Genomic DNA, 17865 nt, shown 5'->3' with positions numbered 1-17865 from the left:
ATCAGGTGATGCTATGAGTGAGAATAAGCAAACAGAAAAATCTCAAAATAAGTTTCAGGTTTTTTTTATGGTCATTATCATTCCAGCTGCTTTTGCGATAATTTTAGCGGTAGTTTTACTCTATTACCTTGGTTTTAATATAGGAGAAACTTTTCAGAAGACAGCCGCGTTTCTGCCTTTTACTGAAAGTGAACAGGAAGAAGAGCTGCGGGAAGAAGAAAAGCTTGCTCAACTCGAGCATGAAAATGAGTCCTATGTGCAGCAAATTGGGCAATTGGAAAGCCGCCTTGAGGAAAAAGAAAAAGAGGTGGCTGACCTTGAAGAAGAGCTGCTTACTCTGCAGACAGATGAGATTGCATCTCAGGATATAGAAGAAGTGACAGCAGACCTTACCGACATCGTGAAAACTCTGGAAGGCATGACAGCTTCTAAAGCAGCTGATATTATCAGTGAATTGCCCGAGGAAGAAGCTGTGACTTATTTGCGAATGATGCGGGTGAATAACCGGGCGGATATACTCAGCAGAGTGGAACCGGAATCTGCTGCACAGCTCTTAAGTGAGATTTCCAATTAAACCCTTGAAGGGGGGTGACTAAATGAATGAAATGCCGCTGCTTAAACCAATAGTGCAATTAGCAAATGTCTTTCATGACGGGAGTATTCAACCCGAAACTCGAGAAAAAGAAGGGCTGGAAAAGGAATTTTTGGAACTGCTGACTTCTATTTCTGAAGAAGAAAACCAGGACATTGAGTACCTGAAGGAAACGGAAAAAAATGACGCCCCGCCAACGCTTATTGCTTGCCGTGAATTAAAGGAACCAGCAGCGACTCTCGCAAATGACATAAACGAAATATTAAAGGTGATAGAGCAACTGCCTCTGGAGGACAGTTTTATTTCAGAGGAAATGCTCGAAAACAAGGAAATTAAACAGCTCTTGAACAGCTTACCTGATCAATGGGCAGAAGACTTTAAGCTTCTTTTTGAGCGTCGCATATCTTTAGAAGGTTTAACAGAGGATTTGAAAGATGAAGGCACTTCAGCTAACCTGCTCGCTATTATCTCAGCATTTACATACAAAGAGCAGTTGGAGACAGAATGGAACAGGGACAAAGCTCTCCATTTTGTTACGCAACTTACAGAAGCATATTTCCCTGATATGAAACTAAGTGAAAAAAATAATGCTTTCAGCCAATTGGCTGACCAGCTGGGTAAGCTTTTGTCCCGGACAAAATTAGAGAACAACGGCTTAATAACGAATCCTTTTCAAGAGAAAAAACAAGCGGAAAATCCGGTACGTGCATTGGAACTGCCATACGTAACACATACAGCTGCTGCAGATCAAAAAGAGCCAGCCAATCCAATAAAAACGATGCAGGTGCCAGTATTAATGCCTGATACAGCGAACAGCCAATTAGCCAGGTTCCAGCATACGGCTATGCTCCAGGGAGACAATGAAGCCGGCCGGGCATCACAGGAGCAGGTCATCCGTCAGTTTCATAATCTATTAGGGCGCAGTACGTTTCAGCAGCTTTCCAATGGTGTGCAGCAACTAAGCTTAAAACTTCACCCTGCTTCGTTAGGGCGAATGGATGTTACTATTCAGCAGGTTAATGGAGTTATAACGGCCACGCTTATGACGACTACAAAAACAGCGAGAGACCTTATAGAAGGCCAAATGACACAGCTTCGACATGCCTTTCAAGCCCAGAATATTCAAGTGGATAAAATTGAAATTACTCAACAGCACACACAGCAGTCTTTAAAAGACGCTGAAAGGGAAGGCACAGGGAAAGACAGGTATGACGAGAAACAAAAAAGCGGCTCTTCTGAAGATGATGAGGAACAGGAAACTGAAGATTTCTCCGATTTCTTAGAAGCGACATTTGATACAGAAGTTTAAAGAGTGGAGTGAATGCCGGCTATGATCCAGGCTACAGAAAGTCTTTATTATCACGACCATATTCAAAACAAAAAAGATAAAGGGACAGGCAGCCCCAATCTTGATAAAGATGCTTTCTTAAAACTGCTTTTAACACAGCTGCAAAATCAGGATCCATTAAATCCAATGGAAGATAAAGAGTTTATTGCTCAAATGGCCCAGTTTTCCAGCCTGGAACAAATGACTAATATGAATGAAAACCTCCAGAAATTTATGGATTTGCACCGGAAAAGTGATTTTGTTTCCCATAGTGACTTGATAGGCAAGAAAATTGAATGGGAAAAAATCATTTCTAAAGATGAGCAGGGGAATCCAAAAAAATCAGAAATACTGACAGGGACGGTGACTTCAGTTGTTTTTAAGGACGGGCAGGCCCAGCTCGTTATAGACGGAACGACTAAAGTTCAGACAGGAGCTTTAGTGTCGGTTTCGAATCGTGACTAAATGTAAAGAAGGTGATTTCCATGAGTATGAAAATCATGCCCCATCACCTGCAGCACCCTTTACCAAAGCCGCCGGTGAAAAAAACTGAAACTGGAAAATCCGGCAGCCCGAATTTCAAAAACCTGCTTGAAAACAATATTGAAAAACAGCAGGAACTGAAAATAAGTAAACATGCAGAAAAGAGATTAATCGACCGGGATATTAAACTGGCCAGTGACACGTGGGGTGAAATAGGGCAAAAAATAAAAGAAGCGAAACAAAAAGGAATTAAGGATTCACTTGTATTGACAAATGAAGCGGCTTTTGTGATTAGTGCCGAAAATGGGACAGTCATAACTGCCATGCACCGTGAAGAAGCAGCCTCACAAGTTTTTACGAATATTAATGGAGCGATTATTGTAAATGACTAACGGCCGGACCGTAAGGGAGCCGTATGCTGCGGACCGACTGAAGCAGCTAATTAACAGACAAGGGCGAAAGGAGAACGAACAATATGATTCGATCTTTATATTCAGGTATAGGCGGTATGAAAAATTTTCAAACCAAACTTGATGTGATTGGAAACAATATAGCAAACGTAAATACGTACGGTTACAAAAAAGGGCGGGCAACCTTTAACGATTTAGTCAGCCAGCAGCTCGCCGGGGCAAGCACCCCTGTAGCAGGAGGAAGAGGCGGTACCAACCCTCAGCAGGTAGGTTTAGGCGGAGGCCTCTCCTCTGTTGACACGATTACCACTCAAGGCTCTCTTCAGTCTACCGGAAGAGATCTGGATTTGGCTATTTCAGGAGACGGCTATTTTGTCGTTAACGACGGGTCAGGAAATGATTTCTTTACGAGGGCAGGGAATTTTTACCTTGATGAGGGAGGAACGATGGTTAACGCTGATGGCTACTACCTGAGTGGTTTAGATGGCCAGCCAATCATAATTCCAAATGACGCAGGGTATGAAAGCTATACTATTTCCCCCTCAGGTGAAGTACTTGGGATCCCGTCGGATGGTGAACCACCTGTAGAATTAGGCCAGATTCAAATCGCTACCTTTTCCAATCCGGGGGGGTTATCAAAAGCCGGGAATAACCTTTTTGCGGTCACTCCTAACTCAGGAGAACCAAATGGCGGAGCACCTGGAATTGAAGGGAGAGGCGGAATCGTAAGCTCTACCCTTGAAATGTCAAATGTAGACCTGTCTGAAGAGTTTGCAGAGATGATAGTCTCTCAGCGTGGTTTTCAGGCCAATACCCGTATGATCACAACCTCAGATGAGATACTTCAGGAGCTTGTCAACTTAAAACGATAGACAGGCCTGGCTTAGCGTAAGAGCACGCTAAGCCCTGGCCGCTTAAATAAAAGGGAGGTAAGAGCCCCGCTTGCAAAAGTGACGCTCGAGATAACTAATGGTAACTTTAACACGCCTGAATAATCAGTCTTTCACCCTTAATGCAATCTATATTGAGCAAATTCAAGCTTTTCCTGACACAACGATCACCTTAACGAACGGCAAAAAGCTCGTAGTAAAGGAAACCGAACAGGAAGTGGCAACCCGGATTGAACATTTTTACAAGCGAATTGGTTTGATCCCTTTCTTAAAAGCGCAGGAAAGCCGGAAAGAGGAGATATAATTATGTTTGCAAACCGTTTAGTCAATATTATGCTCATTATTCTTGCTGCGTTATCTCTATTAGGTCTTCTTTCTGTCGTTTTATTTACTCAATTTTTTCAGGAGACAGAAGCAGTGGGTGAACCGACAATTGACCAGGTACTTGAAAGGTCAGTAGAGACAGAACAAATTACAACGAATTTATCATCAAATCATATTATCCGTACGCAATTTGTAATTGAACTGGAGAATAATGATGCTAAAAGTGAGATGGAGAAACGCAACTTCCAGGTGGAAAACATTATCATCCAGGAACTCTCTGATATGACTGACAGGGATTTTCAAGGTTCAGAAGGTATTCAGAGACTGGAAGATCAAATCAGAAGCCGGGTAAACGAAATTATGCAGGATGGCCAGGTGATTGAAGTATATATGAATCAAAGAGTCATTCAATAAAGTAACTGGCAGCAGTTGAATAGAGGTGACGTTAAATGGCTGATGTACTATCACAAGGGGAAATTGATGCATTGCTGTCAGCACTTTCCACCGGTGAGATGGATGCAGATGAGCTGAAGAAAGAAGAAACAGCAAAAAAAATAAGATCGTATGATTTTAAACGGGCACTGCGTTTTTCGAAAGACCAGGTCCGGAGTTTGACACGGATCCATGAAAATTACGCAAGACTGCTGACCACACAATTATCCGCTCAGCTGAGGACATTTGTGCAAATAACTGTGGCTTCTGTAGATCAGCTGCCATATGAAGAATTTATCAGGTCTGTCCCCAAAATGACTATATTAAACGTATTTGAACCTGCTCCTCTTGACGGCAGGTTTGTTATGGAAGTCAACCCGAACATCGCGTATGCGATGCTGGACCGTATGCTTGGCGGAAGAGGCGAAGCTTACAATAAAGTGGAAAATCTAACGGAAATAGAAACAAAAATAATGTCCCAGCTGTTTCAGCGGACGATGGATACGTTTCGGGAAGCGTGGTTATCTGTAGAAGAATTAGACCCTGTGATGGATGACATGGAAGTCAACCCGCAATTTCTCCAGCTTGTTTCACCGAATGAAACTGTGGTTGTCATTTCTCTTTCTACAACTATCGGAGAATCATCCGGAATGATTAATATTTGTCTGCCGCATGTCGTCATTGAACCTCTATTGCCTAAATTATCTGCCCATCTGTGGATGCAGACGATTCAGAAAGACCGCGAGCCGGGAGAACTGGAATCACTGGAGTTTAACCTGAAGAAAGCTCCTGTGGATTTTATAGTGGAATTAGGAAAATCCCGAATTTCAATTGAAGAGTTTCTGCACTTAGCTCCGGGCGACATTATAGAACTCGACCAGTTAATAGAAGAATCCCTTTTAGCCCGTGTTGGAAATGAAGCTAAATATAAAGTCCAGCCAGGAAAAATGAAAAATCATGCTGCGGTACAAATTACAGATATCATAGAAGAGGAGGGGACTGTCGATGAATGACGATATGCTTTCCCAGGAAGAAATAAATGCCCTTTTAAACGGCATGGATAACAGCAATTCATTAAATGACCAGCCCGCCAATAAAACAGAAGATACAGACAGCAGTCTGCAAATAGAAAATTACTTATCAGGAATTGAACAGGATGCGTTAGGGGAAATCGGAAATATTTCTTTCGGGAGTTCCGCCACAGCGCTCTCGACCCTGTTAAACCAGAAGGTGGATGTGACGACTCCGGAAGTGTCAGTCATTAAACAGGAAGCCCTCCATCATCAGTTTCCTAAACCCCATGTAGCAGTATCTGTACAGTATACAGCAGGATTTGAAGGGTTAAATCTACTCGTCATAAAAACGTCTGATGCAGCGGTGATAGCCGATTTAATGCTTGGGAATGACGGCACTAATGCGAGTGGAGACCTTGGGGATATGGAAATAAGTGCTGTTCAGGAAGCTATGAATCAAATGATGGGCTCGGCCTCAACTTCCATGTCGACTATTTTTAACAAGAAAGTCGATATATCGCCGCCAGGAATAGATTTACTGGATCTTCCGGAAAACCCTAACAAGGTTAAACTTCCTGATGAAGAGGTTCTCGTCCAAATTTCATTTAACTTGAAAGTTGGAAACTTAATAGATTCCAAGATCATGCAGTTGCTAAGCGTCTCTTTTGCTAAATCAATGGTTGAACAGCTGATGAATCCTGATGAGCAGACGGACGAAGCAGGTTCTTCACAAACGGAACCTGTTCAGGTAGAGCAAGCCATACATAAAGGAGAAAAATCAGAGCACGGAACTTCAAATGAGACATCTTCCTCCCGCCAGCAGCAGATTCGGGAAGAATCCGTGCCAAGGCAGGAACCTCAGCATGTGTCTTCCGGTCCTAATCAGCCTGAGCGGACAGCGAATATCCAGCCTGCTGCTTTTTCAAATTTTGAAAAACCGGCTTTAAATGAGCAGGAAGCAAAAAATCTTGATATGCTTCTCGACATTCCGCTTGAGGTGACAGTAGAGCTGGGGCGGACGAAACGGTCGATTAAAGAAATACTGGAACTTGCTCCGGGATCTATTGTGGAACTGGACAAGCTGGCAGGTGAACCGGTTGATATCTTAGTGAATCAGAGGCTGATAGCTAAAGGAGAAGTCGTGGTGATTGACGAAAACTTCGGCGTAAGAGTCACCGATATCGTCAGCCAGAAAGAACGTATAAGCAATTTGAAAAATTAAAAGTTCGATTGAAACGAAGGAGGAAATTACAGAATGGCAACAAAAGTACTGATAGTGGACGATGCAGCATTTATGCGCATGATGATTAAAGATATATTGACAAAGAATGATTTTGAAGTAGTGGCTGAAGCAGCAGACGGCCAGCAGGCGATAGAGCTGTATAAGGAACATTCCCCCGATTTAGTGACGATGGACATTACGATGCCGGAAATGGATGGTATAACCTCTTTGAAAGAAATTAGAAATATGGATGCTGATGCCAAAGTAATTATGTGCTCAGCCATGGGCCAGCAGGCGATGGTTATTGATGCTATACAGGCAGGTGCTAAAGATTTTATAGTCAAGCCTTTTCAGGCTGAACGTGTGTTAGAAGCAATTAATAAAACATTGGGGTAGAGTTTTCGGGGAGTGACTGGATTGAAAAAGATTGTATGGGCTATCATTCTATTTCTTCTTATACCAGCAGGAACAGCAGCTGAAGAAACAGGCGATTTCGGAGAAGAAGACCGGAATGTGAGCGAATTTTTAGACCTTTATGAGAATGAGAACCAAAACAGCACAGATGATACTGAGCCGGCCGGCACCTTTTCAGAGGAAGAAAATAATGAAAATGAGGCAGGAGCCGGAGCTCACTCACCTAATTTGTTCTTTATAATGCTGCAGCTTCTTTTGGCTCTTGGCGCCGTGCTATTTGGAATTTACGCTTTACTTAAATTTATTAATAAAAGAGCGCGCAATTTCAGCAGCCATTCAACGGTCCAGTCTGTGGGAGGGATCGGAGTGGGCACAAACAGGTCTGTGCAGCTCGTCAAAGTAGGAGACCGTCTTTTAGTAGTGGGTGTAGGAGACTCTGTTAATTTACTTAAAGAGATTGACGACCCTGCTGAAATAAAGGCTCTTATGGAAAAAAACGAGTCGCCGCAGGATTTATTCGACCAGTCTGCTTCAAAATTAACCGGGTGGCTTAAACAGAAGAAAGACAGCCGGATAAACGACAGCTCCCCATTTCACAGTCTCCTTGACAGGGAGATGACTGAAGTGAAAAAAACTCAAACTAAGGTTCATTCTGTATTAGAGGAGAAAGAACGATGATCGCAATGATTGAAATACCGGCATTAGACATTTTCAGCGAGGATCCCGCAAATCTTACAGCAACTATTCAATTATTGATTTTATTGACCGTTTTATCTTTGGCTCCCGCTATTTTAATTTTAATGACCAGTTTTACACGCATTGTCATTGTTCTGTCTTTTGTAAGGTCAGGTTTAGCGACGCAGCAAATGCCGCCAAACCAGGTATTGATTGGGCTGGCTCTTTTTTTAACATTCTTCATCATGGCGCCGGTTTTTTCCGATGTAAATGATAATGCCCTGCAGCCTCTGTTTGACGGGGAACTCACGCAGGAAGAGGCTTTTGAGGAAGCGGCAGCACCTATGAAAGCTTTTATGGCCGAGCATACAAGAGAAAAAGACTTAGCGCTGTTTATGGGATATGCCGGACAGGAGAGGCCTGAGTCACTGGATGACATTCCCTTAACCTCTCTTGTACCTGCTTTTGCTATTAGTGAATTAAAAACGGCATTCCAAATAGGTTTTATGATATTTGTGCCCTTTTTAGTAATTGATATGGTTGTAGCCAGTGTGCTTATGTCTATGGGAATGATGATGCTCCCGCCGGTTATGATTGCACTGCCGTTTAAAGTGTTGTTATTTGTTATGGTTGACGGCTGGCATCTCGTAGTCCGTTCATTATTATTCAGTTTTTAAAGGAGGAGCATTATGAGTCCGGAAATGGTCATCTCATGGGCAGAACAAGGAGTTTTCACAGTATTACTAATCGCAGGGCCATTATTAATAACAGCTTTGGCTATTGGCCTGGCCGTCAGTATTTTTCAGGCTACCACACAGATTCAGGAACAGACACTCGCTTTTATACCGAAAATTGCAGGGGTACTCATTGCACTGATCGTCTTCGGGCCTTGGATGCTGACTCAGGCCATTGCCTTGGCTGAAGAGATATTCAGCAATTTGCACCAGTTTGTAGGGTAAGGTTATGGCAGAAATTTTTGAATGGTTTCCGGCTTACATGCTGATCCTTGTACGTTTGTCAGCTTTTTTTATGACGCTTCCTTTCTTTTCCTACCAGAATATCCCGGGACAATTAAAAATCGGAATGGCGGTTTTTATGTCCTGGATTATCTTTTTTACTGGAGACTGGCCTGTTTTTGAAGTGAATTATGAATTTTTTCTTTTAATAATAAAAGAAGCTTTAGTTGGCCTGACAGTAGGCCTGATTGCGACTATTCTTCTCTACGCTATTCAGGTTGCCGGGGGATTAATAGATTTAAAACTCGGATTTATGATTGCCAATGTCATTGACCCCCAGACGGGTGCACAGTCACCTTTAATCGGAAGTTACCTGTATACTTTTTCACTATTATTTATTCTGGCGTCGAATGCTCATCATCTGCTTTTGGATGGGGTCTATTACAGCTATCAGTTTGTTCCGCTCGACCAATTGTTTCTCCCTTTTGGAGAGTACGCTGTAATCGAACATATCATCGTGAGTTTTAATACGATGTTCATCATCGCTTTTCAAATGTCTATGCCGATTGTCGGGTCCATTTTTCTTGTAGATGTTGCACTTGGAATGATCGCAAGAACAGTTCCGCAGGTAAACGTATTTGTAGTCGGCCTGCCGTTAAAAATCTTTCTTGGCCTAATTGTTATGGTTCTTACTATGGCCCCGTTTTTTATTCTCGTCCAAAACCTGGTGGAAACACTGACGTTAGCAATGAGAACATTAATGGAGCTTTACGGAGGGGTGTAAGGGATGTATCTTACCCTTGATCTTCAATACTTTGCACAGGAAAAAACGGAGAAAGCCACTCCTAAAAAAAGAAAAGAATCAAGAAATAAAGGTCAGGTTGCTAAAAGCACAGACGTGAATACCGCATTTATACTATTATTTGTTTTTCTGTTTTTCTGGTTTATCGGTTCTTTTGTTGTTGGACAGATGCTGGAAATACTCCAGTATACTTTTAGCGATTATTTATTAATGGAACTTTCTGAAGAAAATGTTCGGTCAATGCTGGTGGAGTTTTCTTACCAGGCTGCTGTAGCTGTAGCGCCGGTGATGCTCGTAACCGCATTGGCAGGTATTTTCAGCAACTACCTGCAAGTCGGCTTTCTGTTTGCTCCTGAAGCTGTGAAAATGAAGCTGAGCAAAATTGATCCGATTAAAGGATTTAAACGTATTTTTTCAATCAGGGCGCTGGTCGAATTTCTGAAGTCAATGTTGAAAATCTCACTTGTCGGTATGGTGACCGGAGGAGTGCTCTGGTTCTTTTTGGAGGACCTTTTAAAGCTTGGGTTGTTTCCGGTTGAAGACGGGATGAGCCTGATTGGCAATTTAATAGTCATAATGGGGCTGGGAGTAGCCTTGCTTCTGATCTTTCTCGCTATATTGGATTATATGTACCAGAAGTATGATCACGAAAAAAATATTAAAATGTCAAAACAGGATGTGAAAGATGAGCACAAAAAGACAGAAGGAGACCCGCTGATTAAATCAAAAATAAAAGAAAAGCAACGGCAGATGGCAATGAGCCGGATGATGCAGGAAGTTCCACAGGCAGATGTGGTCATAACAAACCCTACTCATTATGCTGTCGCCCTCAAATACGATGAGACAAGTATGGACGCTCCTGTAGTTATCGCAAAAGGGGTGGACTATATTGCTTTAAAAGTCATTAATGTTGCAAAAAATAATGACGTTATGACTGTGGAAAACCGCCCTCTGGCCAGGGCGTTGTATTCACAGGCAGACATAGGAGACCAGGTCCCTGAAGAGATGTTTAAAGCGGTAGCCGAAGTATTGGCTTACGTTTACCGTATCCAGCAGAAAATTTAAGAAAGTGCTGCACGGTTATATAAAAGGAGAGAAGCGCAAATGCCACTAAAAGATTTCAGCATTTTATTATCAGTTATTTTAATAGTCATTATGTTAATTATTCCGCTGCCAACAGGGATGATTGATTTTCTGATTATTATTAATATATCATTTGCGCTTATTATTATCTTAGTTTCAATGAATACAAAAGAACCGTTGCAGTTTTCTATTTTTCCTACTCTCCTCTTGCTGGTTACTTTATTCCGTTTAGGTTTAAACGTTTCTACGACAAGGGCCATTCTTGGAAACCAGGGCGATGCAGGGAACGTTATAGAAACGTTTGGACAGTTTGTTGTGGGGGGTAATGCACTCGTCGGGTTTGTAGTGTTTATTATTTTAGTTGTCATTCAATTTGTAGTTATTACTAAAGGTGCCGAACGAGTATCAGAGGTAGGCGCGCGCTTTACACTGGATGCTATGCCGGGGAAACAGATGAGTATTGATGCTGATTTAAATGCTGGGATGATTTCAGATACAGAAGCAAAAGAACGACGGAAAAAAATTGAACAGGAAGCTGATTTTTACGGTTCCATGGACGGGGCAAGCAAATTTGTTAAAGGAGATGCCATTGCCGGTATTGTTATCGTAATCATTAATATTATTTTTGGACTCGTCATCGGTATGGTACAGGAAGGCCTTCCGTTAGGTGAAGCGGCTAATAAATATACATTATTAACGGTAGGTGACGGGCTGGTAAGCCAGATACCGGCGCTGCTCATTTCCACAGCAACCGGGATTGTCGTCACGCGGGCAGCCTCTGAAGGTAACTTGGGGCATGACATCACAAAGCAATTGCTGGCTTATCCTAAAATGCTCTATGTAGCAGGCGGAACTATCGCCGCTCTCGGTTTTTTTACCCCGATTGAACCTATGGTGACGTCTACCGTAGCCGCGGCGCTTGGAGTTGGCGGATTTCTCCTGGGAAGAAACGATAATAATATGATGGAATTGAATGAGCCGGAGGCCGAGGAAAGTACAGGAGAAGAAGAGGATATTAAATCACCGGAAAGCGTCGTTAACCTTCTGCAGATTGATCCTATAGAGTTCGAGTTTGGATACGGCCTTATTCCTCTCGCTGATGCTAACCAGGGCGGCGACCTGCTGGACCGGGTGGTTATGATTCGCCGGCAGCTTGCAATTGAAATGGGGATGATTGTTCCTGTGATACGTATAAGGGATAACATCCAGCTTCAGCCTAATGAATATTCGATTAAAATTAAAGGTAATGAAGTGGCAAAAGGGGAGCTTCTGCTTGACCACTTTATGGCCATGAGTCCTGGAGTGGATGATGAAAATATAACAGGAATTGAAACAGTTGAGCCTGCTTTCGGGCTGCCTGCTCTCTGGATTTCAGAAGAATTGAAAGAACAGGCTGAATTATCAGGCTATACTGTGGTTGATCCTCCTTCCGTAGTCTCTACTCATTTAACAGAAGTGATAAAACGTCATGCACATGAACTGCTCGGCCGCCAGGAGACTAAACAGCTGATCGATCACTTAAATGAAACGTACCCGACTCTCGTTGAAGAGGTGACTCCGAGTCCATTATCTATCGGGGACATTCAGAAAGTTTTAAACAACTTATTAAAAGAAAAGGTTTCTATTAAAAATCTTCCTGTTATTTTTGAGACCCTTGCTGACTACGGCCAGATGACAAAAGATACAGATTTAATGACAGAGTATGTGCGGCAGGCGCTGGCGAGACAGCTTTCCAGGCAGTATGCCGAAGACGGAGAGCCGTTATTTGTGGTGACTGTCAGCGGCGCTGTTGAAAAAATGGTGGCAGATGCCGTACAACAGACAGAACATGGAGCCTTTCTGAATTTAGACCCTGATCACACCCAGACGATCATAGAGTCAATGATGACTGAGGTTGAAAGGATGCAGGAATCCGGGCATATGCCCGTTCTGCTGTGTTCGCCGGCTGTCCGTATGTATATCCGCCATTTAATTGAAAGGTATATGCCACAGGTGCCTGTTTTGTCTTATAACGAACTTGAGCCTCATATAGAAGTTCAAAGCGTAGGGGTGGTGAATGGCAGATGAAAGTAAAAAAATTCACAGGAAAAGACATGGCAGAGGTAATGGAAAAAATACGTGCTGAACTAGGCCAGAACGCTGTCATATTAAATTCTAAGCAGGTGGAGGCGGGAGGTTTTCTCGGTTTTTTCACTAAAAAGAACATGGAAGTGACAGCTGCTATTGATCCGGAAATAAACACCTCCCGGCCGTTCAAAAGACCAGCTGCTAAACCAGCAACGGTGCCCGGTGAAAAAAGCGATAATGACGCTCAAACGCTCAGTATTTCAAGGGAAATTGAAGAGCTTAAATCAATGGTAGGTAAAATAAAACCACCAGCAGAAGATTATCCTCCGCAGCTTGAAGAATACAACCAACTGTTTATTGACCAGGAAGTCGAGGACTTTTACAGGTTGAAAATAATGAAAAAGCTGTTAGAAAAATGGTACAGGCATGAAGGGGATAACAAAACCAGGGAACAGCTCGACAAGTGGGTCAGTGAGGAACTATTATCTTTACTCCCTGAGGAAGGATTTGGGAGTTTTAAATACGAAAAAAAATATTTAAATGTAGTGGGGCCTACTGGGGTAGGCAAAACGACAACACTCGCTAAAATGGCTGCTAAAGCGGTGCTCAAAGACAATAAAAAGGTGGCTTTTATTACGACGGATACGTTTAGGATTGCAGCGATCGAACAGTTGAAAACGTATGCCAAAATACTTGATGTGCCTTTAGAGGTAGCTTATTCGGCCAGTGATTTTAATAAGGCGCTTGAGCACTTTAACGATTACGACCTTATTTTAGTCGATTCAGCAGGAAGGAATTTCCGAAATCCGTTATACGTGGACCAATTAAATAAGATTATAGACTTTAATAAGGACATGGAAACACATTTAGTTCTCGCCATGACATCAAAATACAGAGATATGAAAAAGATTCTCGAACAATTCCAGCTGATCGCGGTGGATAAACTGATTTTTTCCAAACTGGACGAAACAGACACGCTGGGGGCGCTGATTAATATTATGGCTGATTGCCAGACAGGGGCAAGTTATCTGACTACGGGGCAAAATGTTCCAGATGATATAGAAGAAGCGGTTCCTGAAAGGGTGATTGAAAGGCTGTTAAGGAGATGAGTGGCTGGTGAGCGATCAAGCAGACGTTTTACGAACTAAAATGAGCCGGTCCTTGTACGAAAGCCAAAAACTGCCTTCAAAAATAATTGCCGTGGCCAGCGGAAAAGGCGGAGTAGGCAAGTCTACGTTTACGCTTAACTTTTCCTTAAGTCTTCAAAAAGCAGGTAAAAAATCACTAATAATTGATCTGGATGTGGGAATGGGCAATATAGATATCCTGCTAGGCCGCACGTCCTGCTATTCCATTGCGGATATGGTTAATCATGAATTATCCATCTGGTCAGTTATTGAAAAAGGACCAGAGGGCCTTTCTTATATTTCAGGCGGCAGCGGCCTTGAAGAATTATTTGAAATGGATTTTGATAAAACAGAGTTCTTCTGCAGGCAAATAGAGTCTCTGGAATCGGAATTTGATTATATTTTCTTTGATATGGGAGCTGGTTTAAACAGCAACAGCCGTCATTTTTTACTGTCTGCCCATGAATTGTTTCTTATAACCACCCCTGAACCTACTTCTGTAACAGATGCCTACGGAATGATTAAATTTGTCCATTTAAACGCTCCCGCTCTTCCAGTTTATATGGTTGTTAACAGAGTTCAGTCTAGAGAAGACGGAGAGAAGACATCAAGGAATCTGGGAGAAGTTACTAAGCGGTTTCTGGGAAAGGAAATTAAAATGTTAGCTTATGTGCCAGAGGATAAAATTGTCTGGAAAGCAGTAAGAGAACAGCTTCCTTTTGTTTTGTCTGCTCCCTCCTCACGGACGTCTTATTCTGTAAATCAGTCAGCCCGGACTTACTTAGCTCAAGGCACTTTCAGCAGAGAAGATGATGGCACATCAGTCCGCTCCTTTCTGGCAAAATTAAAAACATTTATAAAAAAACAGAGGGGGTGAGGGGGTGACCAGCGTTCTCGTAGTCGACGATTCAGCCTTTATGAGAAAAATGATTTCAGAGATGCTGAATAACCAGCCTGATATTTACGTCCTTGATAAAGCACGTAATGGAAAAGATGCTGTCGAAAAAGTTAAACAGCTGAACCCGGATGTCATCACAATGGATGTAGAGATGCCGGTGATGTCAGGGATTGAAGCATTAAAAGAAATAATGGCTGAGCATCCAAAACCGGTAATTATGATTTCAAGTGTTACTAAAGAAGGTGCAGATACAACTATAAAAGCTATGGAATACGGGGCTTTTGATTTTATTTCTAAACCGTCAGGCTCCATTTCGCTGGATATACATAAAGTCGAAAAGGAATTAATAGATAAAATCCGCCTTGCCTCTTCAGTAAAGGTGACTAAATTAACACAGAGTCCGGCAGGAAAAATTGCCTCTGATCATTTGGTTCCTTCTGTTAAAACACCAAAAATAGATCTAAAGTCTTGTGTATCCGGTATGGTGGTCATAGGTACTTCAACAGGCGGGCCTAAAGCCCTCCAAAAAGTTCTCCCGCTGCTGCCCGCAACATTTCCCCACCCTGTTTTAGTCGTTCAGCACATGCCTGAGGGGTTTACTAAATCATTGAGCGAAAGACTTGATGCACTATCTCATATAAAGGTGAAAGAGGCGGAAAACGGAGAAATTATAAAAAAAGGTGTTGCCTATATTGCTCCAGGAGGATACCATTTAAAAGTAAGAAGAGTAGGGACTTCAGTCGCAATACATTTAGATCAGTCTCCATCGGTGAATGGCCACCGGCCTTCTGTTGATGTGATGTTCACTTCCCTATCTGCCGTAAAGTTAGACAAAGTAATTGCTGTCCTCATGACAGGGATGGGGCAAGACGGCAAAAACGGTTTACTTCATTTGAAAAAGTCAGTCAAAACAGCAGCCATAGCTGAATCAGAGTCTACAGCAGTGGTATTTGGAATGCCTAAAGCAGCCATAGAAACGAACCTGGTTGATGAAGTGAAAGACATAGATGCCATTGCCGCTTCACTAATAAAACACAGCTGACAGGAGGGATTTTATTTGGAAAGAAACCAGTATTTAGACATGTTTATTGATGAAAGCACAGAACATTTGCAAGCTCTAAACGACAACATTTTAAAATTGGAAAACACCCCGGAGGAGTTATCACTTGTTAATGAAATTTTCCGGTCTGCTCATACACTTAAAGGTATGGCAGCCACAATGGGTTATGAAGATCTGGCTAACCTTACCCATCATATGGAAAATGTCCTCGATGGGATAAGGAACAGGAAGTTTGAAGCTGATACCCGTTTAATAGATGTCATTTTTGAAGCGATCGATGACCTTGAAGCCATGGTCTCTGACATTTCAGGTGGGGGAGAAGGAAAAAGGGACGTCACCAGGGTACAGGATAAGCTTGCGCAAATTGAAAAAGGCGAGTTATTCGAAGAAGCAGCAGTGACAGTGGAAAACGTCGAAGCAAGTAAAGAGATGTATGCTTTTGATGATTTTGAGCTTACTGTGCTTGCTCAATCGAAAGAGCAGGGGTTCAATGCGTTTCAGCTGGAAGTGGTATTAAGAGAAGATGTTATTTTGAAAGCAGCCCGTGTTTTTATGGTTTTCGAAGTATTAGAGCAAATTGGAGAAGTTATTAAATGCCTCCCGCCAGTCGACCAGCTGGAGGCAGAAAACTTTGATCTCAGTTTTACTGTAACACTTGTGACTAAAGAATCGGAAGAAGAAGTAGAAGCAAGAATAATGAAAGTATCAGAGATTGATAAAGTCCTCCTCTCACCTGTGGAGGAAAAAGAACATCCGTCCCAGGATGAAAGCGGGATCCCGGAAAGCCGGGAACAAACAGACATACTAAGTGATCAAGGACACGATCCAGAGGATCTGAATAAGCCTGTTAGTAAAGAAGACAAGGCAGCGCCTGCGGCAAATAAAACAATCAGAGTGAATATTGACCGGCTCGACAGCTTGATGAATCTTTTTGAAGAATTGGTTATTGACAGAGGCAGGCTTGAACAGATTTCGCGGGATTTAAAAAGCAGCGAATTAACTGAAACAGTTGAACATATGACCCGGATTTCGGGTGACCTGCAAACGATTATTCTGAACATGAGAATGGTTCCGGTTGAGCAGGTATTTAACCGGTTTCCCAGAATGGTCCGCACCTTGGCGAAAGAGTTAAATAAAAAAGTCAATTTGGAGATTATCGGTGCAGAAACTGAACTGGACAGAACGGTTATAGATGAGATAGGTGACCCGCTTGTTCATTTACTCAGGAATTCCCTCGATCACGGTATCGAGGAGCCTGAACAGCGAAGAAAGTCAGGAAAAACTGATACAGGCCAGATTACTTTAAAGGCTTACCACAGCGGTAATCATGTTTTCATTGAAGTGGCAGATAACGGTGCGGGGATCGACCGGGACAAAGTATTAGAAAAAGCGATTTCCCGTGAAGTCATCTCAGAAGAAAGTGGGGCCGGATTAACTGACCGCCAAGTGTACGAGCTCCTTTTTTCCAGCGGACTGAGTACAGCAGATAAGATCTCCGACATTTCGGGGCGCGGAGTGGGCCTTGATGTAGTAAAAAGTAAAATTGAATCTTTGGGCGGGAATGTCAGTGTAAACTCCAGGCTTAATGAAGGAACCGTTTTTTCAATTCAGCTTCCTCTGACTTTATCAATTATTTCGGTGATGCTTGTGGAAGTACAGAAAGAAGTTTATGCCGTACCTTTATCTTCAATTATTGAGACAGCGATTATAAAAAAAGAAGAGATTATGTCAGCTCATAATCAGAAAGTCATTGACTTTCGGGGAAGCGTGGTCCCGCTTATCAACTTAACTGACTTTTTCGATGTTCCAGCATCCATAGAAGAAGATGACCATTGTTCTGTCATTATTGTCCGTAAAGGCGAAAAGATGGCTGCCTTGGTAGTTAATTCTTTTATAGGCCAGCAGGAAATTGTTCTTAAGTCTCTTGGAGAGTATTTATCTGGCACGTTTGCTATCTCAGGTGCGACCATTCTGGGAAATGGGCAAGTTGCATTAATTATAGATTGCAATGCGTTAATTAAGTAATCCAATTTATTTTAAATAATCTGCTTCTCAGCGGAATTTAGTTCTCACACTCGTTCTGCGCATTG

20 protein-coding genes are annotated in these 17865 nt (G+C 42.4%); all 20 read left to right on the top strand.

The features are described from left to right. Positions 1–13 precede the first annotated feature (13 nt). Entirely contained in the window at positions 14–574 is a 561-nt protein-coding gene (locus tag K8O68_RS19655; protein ID WP_230898461.1) for a MotE family protein, read from the top strand. A 22-nt stretch (positions 575–596) separates the two neighbouring features. Beyond that, the gene (locus K8O68_RS19650) at positions 597–1901 is read left to right on the top strand and encodes a flagellar hook-length control protein FliK (RefSeq protein ID WP_230898460.1); all 1305 of its coding nucleotides are present in this window, start codon (positions 597–599) and stop codon (positions 1899–1901) included. A gap of 12 nt (positions 1902–1913) precedes the next feature. After that, a complete protein-coding gene (flgD, locus tag K8O68_RS19645) occupies positions 1914–2384 on the top strand; it encodes a flagellar hook assembly protein FlgD (protein WP_230898459.1) in 471 nt (156 codons plus the stop codon). Between the two features lie 20 nt (positions 2385–2404). Beyond that, positions 2405–2794 carry a TIGR02530 family flagellar biosynthesis protein gene (locus K8O68_RS19640; protein ID WP_230898458.1) on the top strand — a complete coding sequence of 130 codons (390 nt, stop codon included), beginning with the start codon at positions 2405–2407 and terminating at the stop codon, positions 2792–2794. A gap of 83 nt (positions 2795–2877) precedes the next feature. Then, complete coding sequence (gene flgG / locus K8O68_RS19635) at positions 2878–3684, top strand: flagellar basal body rod protein FlgG (protein WP_230898457.1); 807 nt, start codon at positions 2878–2880, stop codon at positions 3682–3684. A gap of 97 nt (positions 3685–3781) precedes the next feature. Next, the gene (locus K8O68_RS19630; protein ID WP_230898456.1) at positions 3782–4006 is read left to right on the top strand and encodes a flagellar FlbD family protein; all 225 of its coding nucleotides are present in this window, start codon (positions 3782–3784) and stop codon (positions 4004–4006) included. Positions 4007–4008: 2 nt separating this feature from the next. Then, positions 4009–4440 carry a flagellar basal body-associated protein FliL gene (gene fliL / locus K8O68_RS19625; RefSeq protein WP_230898455.1) on the top strand — a complete coding sequence of 144 codons (432 nt, stop codon included), beginning with the start codon at positions 4009–4011 and terminating at the stop codon, positions 4438–4440. 35 nt (positions 4441–4475) lie between these two features. Continuing rightward, on the top strand, positions 4476–5471 hold the full coding sequence (gene fliM, locus K8O68_RS19620; RefSeq protein WP_230898454.1) for a flagellar motor switch protein FliM: 996 nt from the start codon (positions 4476–4478) through the stop codon (positions 5469–5471). After that, positions 5464–6693 carry a flagellar motor switch phosphatase FliY gene (fliY, locus tag K8O68_RS19615; protein WP_230898453.1) on the top strand — a complete coding sequence of 410 codons (1230 nt, stop codon included), beginning with the start codon at positions 5464–5466 and terminating at the stop codon, positions 6691–6693. The genes fliM and fliY overlap by 8 nt, the downstream gene beginning before the upstream one ends. A gap of 33 nt (positions 6694–6726) precedes the next feature. Beyond that, a complete protein-coding gene (locus K8O68_RS19610) occupies positions 6727–7089 on the top strand; it encodes a response regulator (RefSeq protein ID WP_230898452.1) in 363 nt (120 codons plus the stop codon). Between the two features lie 21 nt (positions 7090–7110). Continuing rightward, a complete protein-coding gene (locus K8O68_RS19605; RefSeq protein WP_230898451.1) occupies positions 7111–7785 on the top strand; it encodes a flagellar biosynthetic protein FliO in 675 nt (224 codons plus the stop codon). 5 nt (positions 7786–7790) lie between these two features. Then, entirely contained in the window at positions 7791–8459 is a 669-nt protein-coding gene (gene fliP, locus K8O68_RS19600) for a flagellar type III secretion system pore protein FliP (protein WP_370640559.1), read from the top strand. A 12-nt stretch (positions 8460–8471) separates the two neighbouring features. Beyond that, the gene (gene fliQ, locus K8O68_RS19595) at positions 8472–8741 is read left to right on the top strand and encodes a flagellar biosynthesis protein FliQ (RefSeq protein WP_093047580.1); all 270 of its coding nucleotides are present in this window, start codon (positions 8472–8474) and stop codon (positions 8739–8741) included. Between the two features lie 4 nt (positions 8742–8745). Then, positions 8746–9522: a flagellar biosynthetic protein FliR gene (fliR, locus tag K8O68_RS19590; protein ID WP_093047579.1), complete on the top strand. Its 777-nt coding sequence runs from the start codon at positions 8746–8748 to the stop codon at positions 9520–9522. Positions 9523–9525: 3 nt separating this feature from the next. Beyond that, positions 9526–10605 carry a flagellar biosynthesis protein FlhB gene (gene flhB, locus K8O68_RS19585; protein WP_230898449.1) on the top strand — a complete coding sequence of 360 codons (1080 nt, stop codon included), beginning with the start codon at positions 9526–9528 and terminating at the stop codon, positions 10603–10605. A gap of 39 nt (positions 10606–10644) precedes the next feature. Beyond that, entirely contained in the window at positions 10645–12690 is a 2046-nt protein-coding gene (gene flhA / locus K8O68_RS19580) for a flagellar biosynthesis protein FlhA (RefSeq protein WP_230898448.1), read from the top strand. Next, a complete protein-coding gene (gene flhF, locus K8O68_RS19575) occupies positions 12687–13799 on the top strand; it encodes a flagellar biosynthesis GTPase FlhF (RefSeq protein WP_230898447.1) in 1113 nt (370 codons plus the stop codon). Before flhA ends, flhF begins: the two co-directional genes overlap by 4 nt. 7 nt (positions 13800–13806) lie before the next feature. Further along, positions 13807–14694: a MinD/ParA family protein gene (locus K8O68_RS19570; RefSeq protein ID WP_230898446.1), complete on the top strand. Its 888-nt coding sequence runs from the start codon at positions 13807–13809 to the stop codon at positions 14692–14694. 40 nt (positions 14695–14734) lie between these two features. Beyond that, entirely contained in the window at positions 14735–15757 is a 1023-nt protein-coding gene (locus K8O68_RS19565) for a protein-glutamate methylesterase/protein-glutamine glutaminase (protein WP_230898757.1), read from the top strand. Positions 15758–15772: 15 nt separating this feature from the next. Further along, complete coding sequence (locus tag K8O68_RS19560) at positions 15773–17800, top strand: chemotaxis protein CheA (protein WP_230898445.1); 2028 nt, start codon at positions 15773–15775, stop codon at positions 17798–17800. Positions 17801–17865 lie beyond the last annotated feature (65 nt).

This window comes from Salipaludibacillus sp. CUR1, assembly GCF_021028955.1.
Lineage (GTDB): Bacteria > Bacillota > Bacilli > Bacillales > Salisediminibacteriaceae > Salipaludibacillus.
Note: the sequence above shows the minus strand (reverse complement) of the source record. Positions and strands in the feature narration are given on the sequence as shown.

Excerpts from the sequence above, each read along its gene's own strand:
- K8O68_RS19655 (WP_230898461.1), top strand. The coding sequence starts at position 14 with ATGAGTGAGAATAAGCAAACAGAAAAATCTCAAAATAAGTTTCAGGTT.
- K8O68_RS19650 (WP_230898460.1), top strand. The coding sequence starts at position 597 with ATGAATGAAATGCCGCTGCTTAAACCAATAGTGCAATTAGCAAATGTC.
- flgD (WP_230898459.1), top strand. The coding sequence starts at position 1,914 with ATGCCGGCTATGATCCAGGCTACAGAAAGTCTTTATTATCACGACCAT.
- K8O68_RS19640 (WP_230898458.1), top strand. The coding sequence starts at position 2,405 with ATGAGTATGAAAATCATGCCCCATCACCTGCAGCACCCTTTACCAAAG.
- flgG (WP_230898457.1), top strand. The coding sequence starts at position 2,878 with ATGATTCGATCTTTATATTCAGGTATAGGCGGTATGAAAAATTTTCAA.
- K8O68_RS19630 (WP_230898456.1), top strand. The coding sequence starts at position 3,782 with ATGGTAACTTTAACACGCCTGAATAATCAGTCTTTCACCCTTAATGCA.
- fliL (WP_230898455.1), top strand. The coding sequence starts at position 4,009 with ATGTTTGCAAACCGTTTAGTCAATATTATGCTCATTATTCTTGCTGCG.
- fliM (WP_230898454.1), top strand. The coding sequence starts at position 4,476 with ATGGCTGATGTACTATCACAAGGGGAAATTGATGCATTGCTGTCAGCA.
- fliY (WP_230898453.1), top strand. The coding sequence starts at position 5,464 with ATGAATGACGATATGCTTTCCCAGGAAGAAATAAATGCCCTTTTAAAC.
- K8O68_RS19610 (WP_230898452.1), top strand. The coding sequence starts at position 6,727 with ATGGCAACAAAAGTACTGATAGTGGACGATGCAGCATTTATGCGCATG.
- fliP (WP_370640559.1), top strand. The coding sequence starts at position 7,791 with ATGATTGAAATACCGGCATTAGACATTTTCAGCGAGGATCCCGCAAAT.
- fliQ (WP_093047580.1), top strand. The coding sequence starts at position 8,472 with ATGAGTCCGGAAATGGTCATCTCATGGGCAGAACAAGGAGTTTTCACA.
- fliR (WP_093047579.1), top strand. The coding sequence starts at position 8,746 with ATGGCAGAAATTTTTGAATGGTTTCCGGCTTACATGCTGATCCTTGTA.
- flhB (WP_230898449.1), top strand. The coding sequence starts at position 9,526 with ATGTATCTTACCCTTGATCTTCAATACTTTGCACAGGAAAAAACGGAG.
- flhA (WP_230898448.1), top strand. The coding sequence starts at position 10,645 with ATGCCACTAAAAGATTTCAGCATTTTATTATCAGTTATTTTAATAGTC.
- flhF (WP_230898447.1), top strand. The coding sequence starts at position 12,687 with ATGAAAGTAAAAAAATTCACAGGAAAAGACATGGCAGAGGTAATGGAA.
- K8O68_RS19565 (WP_230898757.1), top strand. The coding sequence starts at position 14,735 with ATGAGAAAAATGATTTCAGAGATGCTGAATAACCAGCCTGATATTTAC.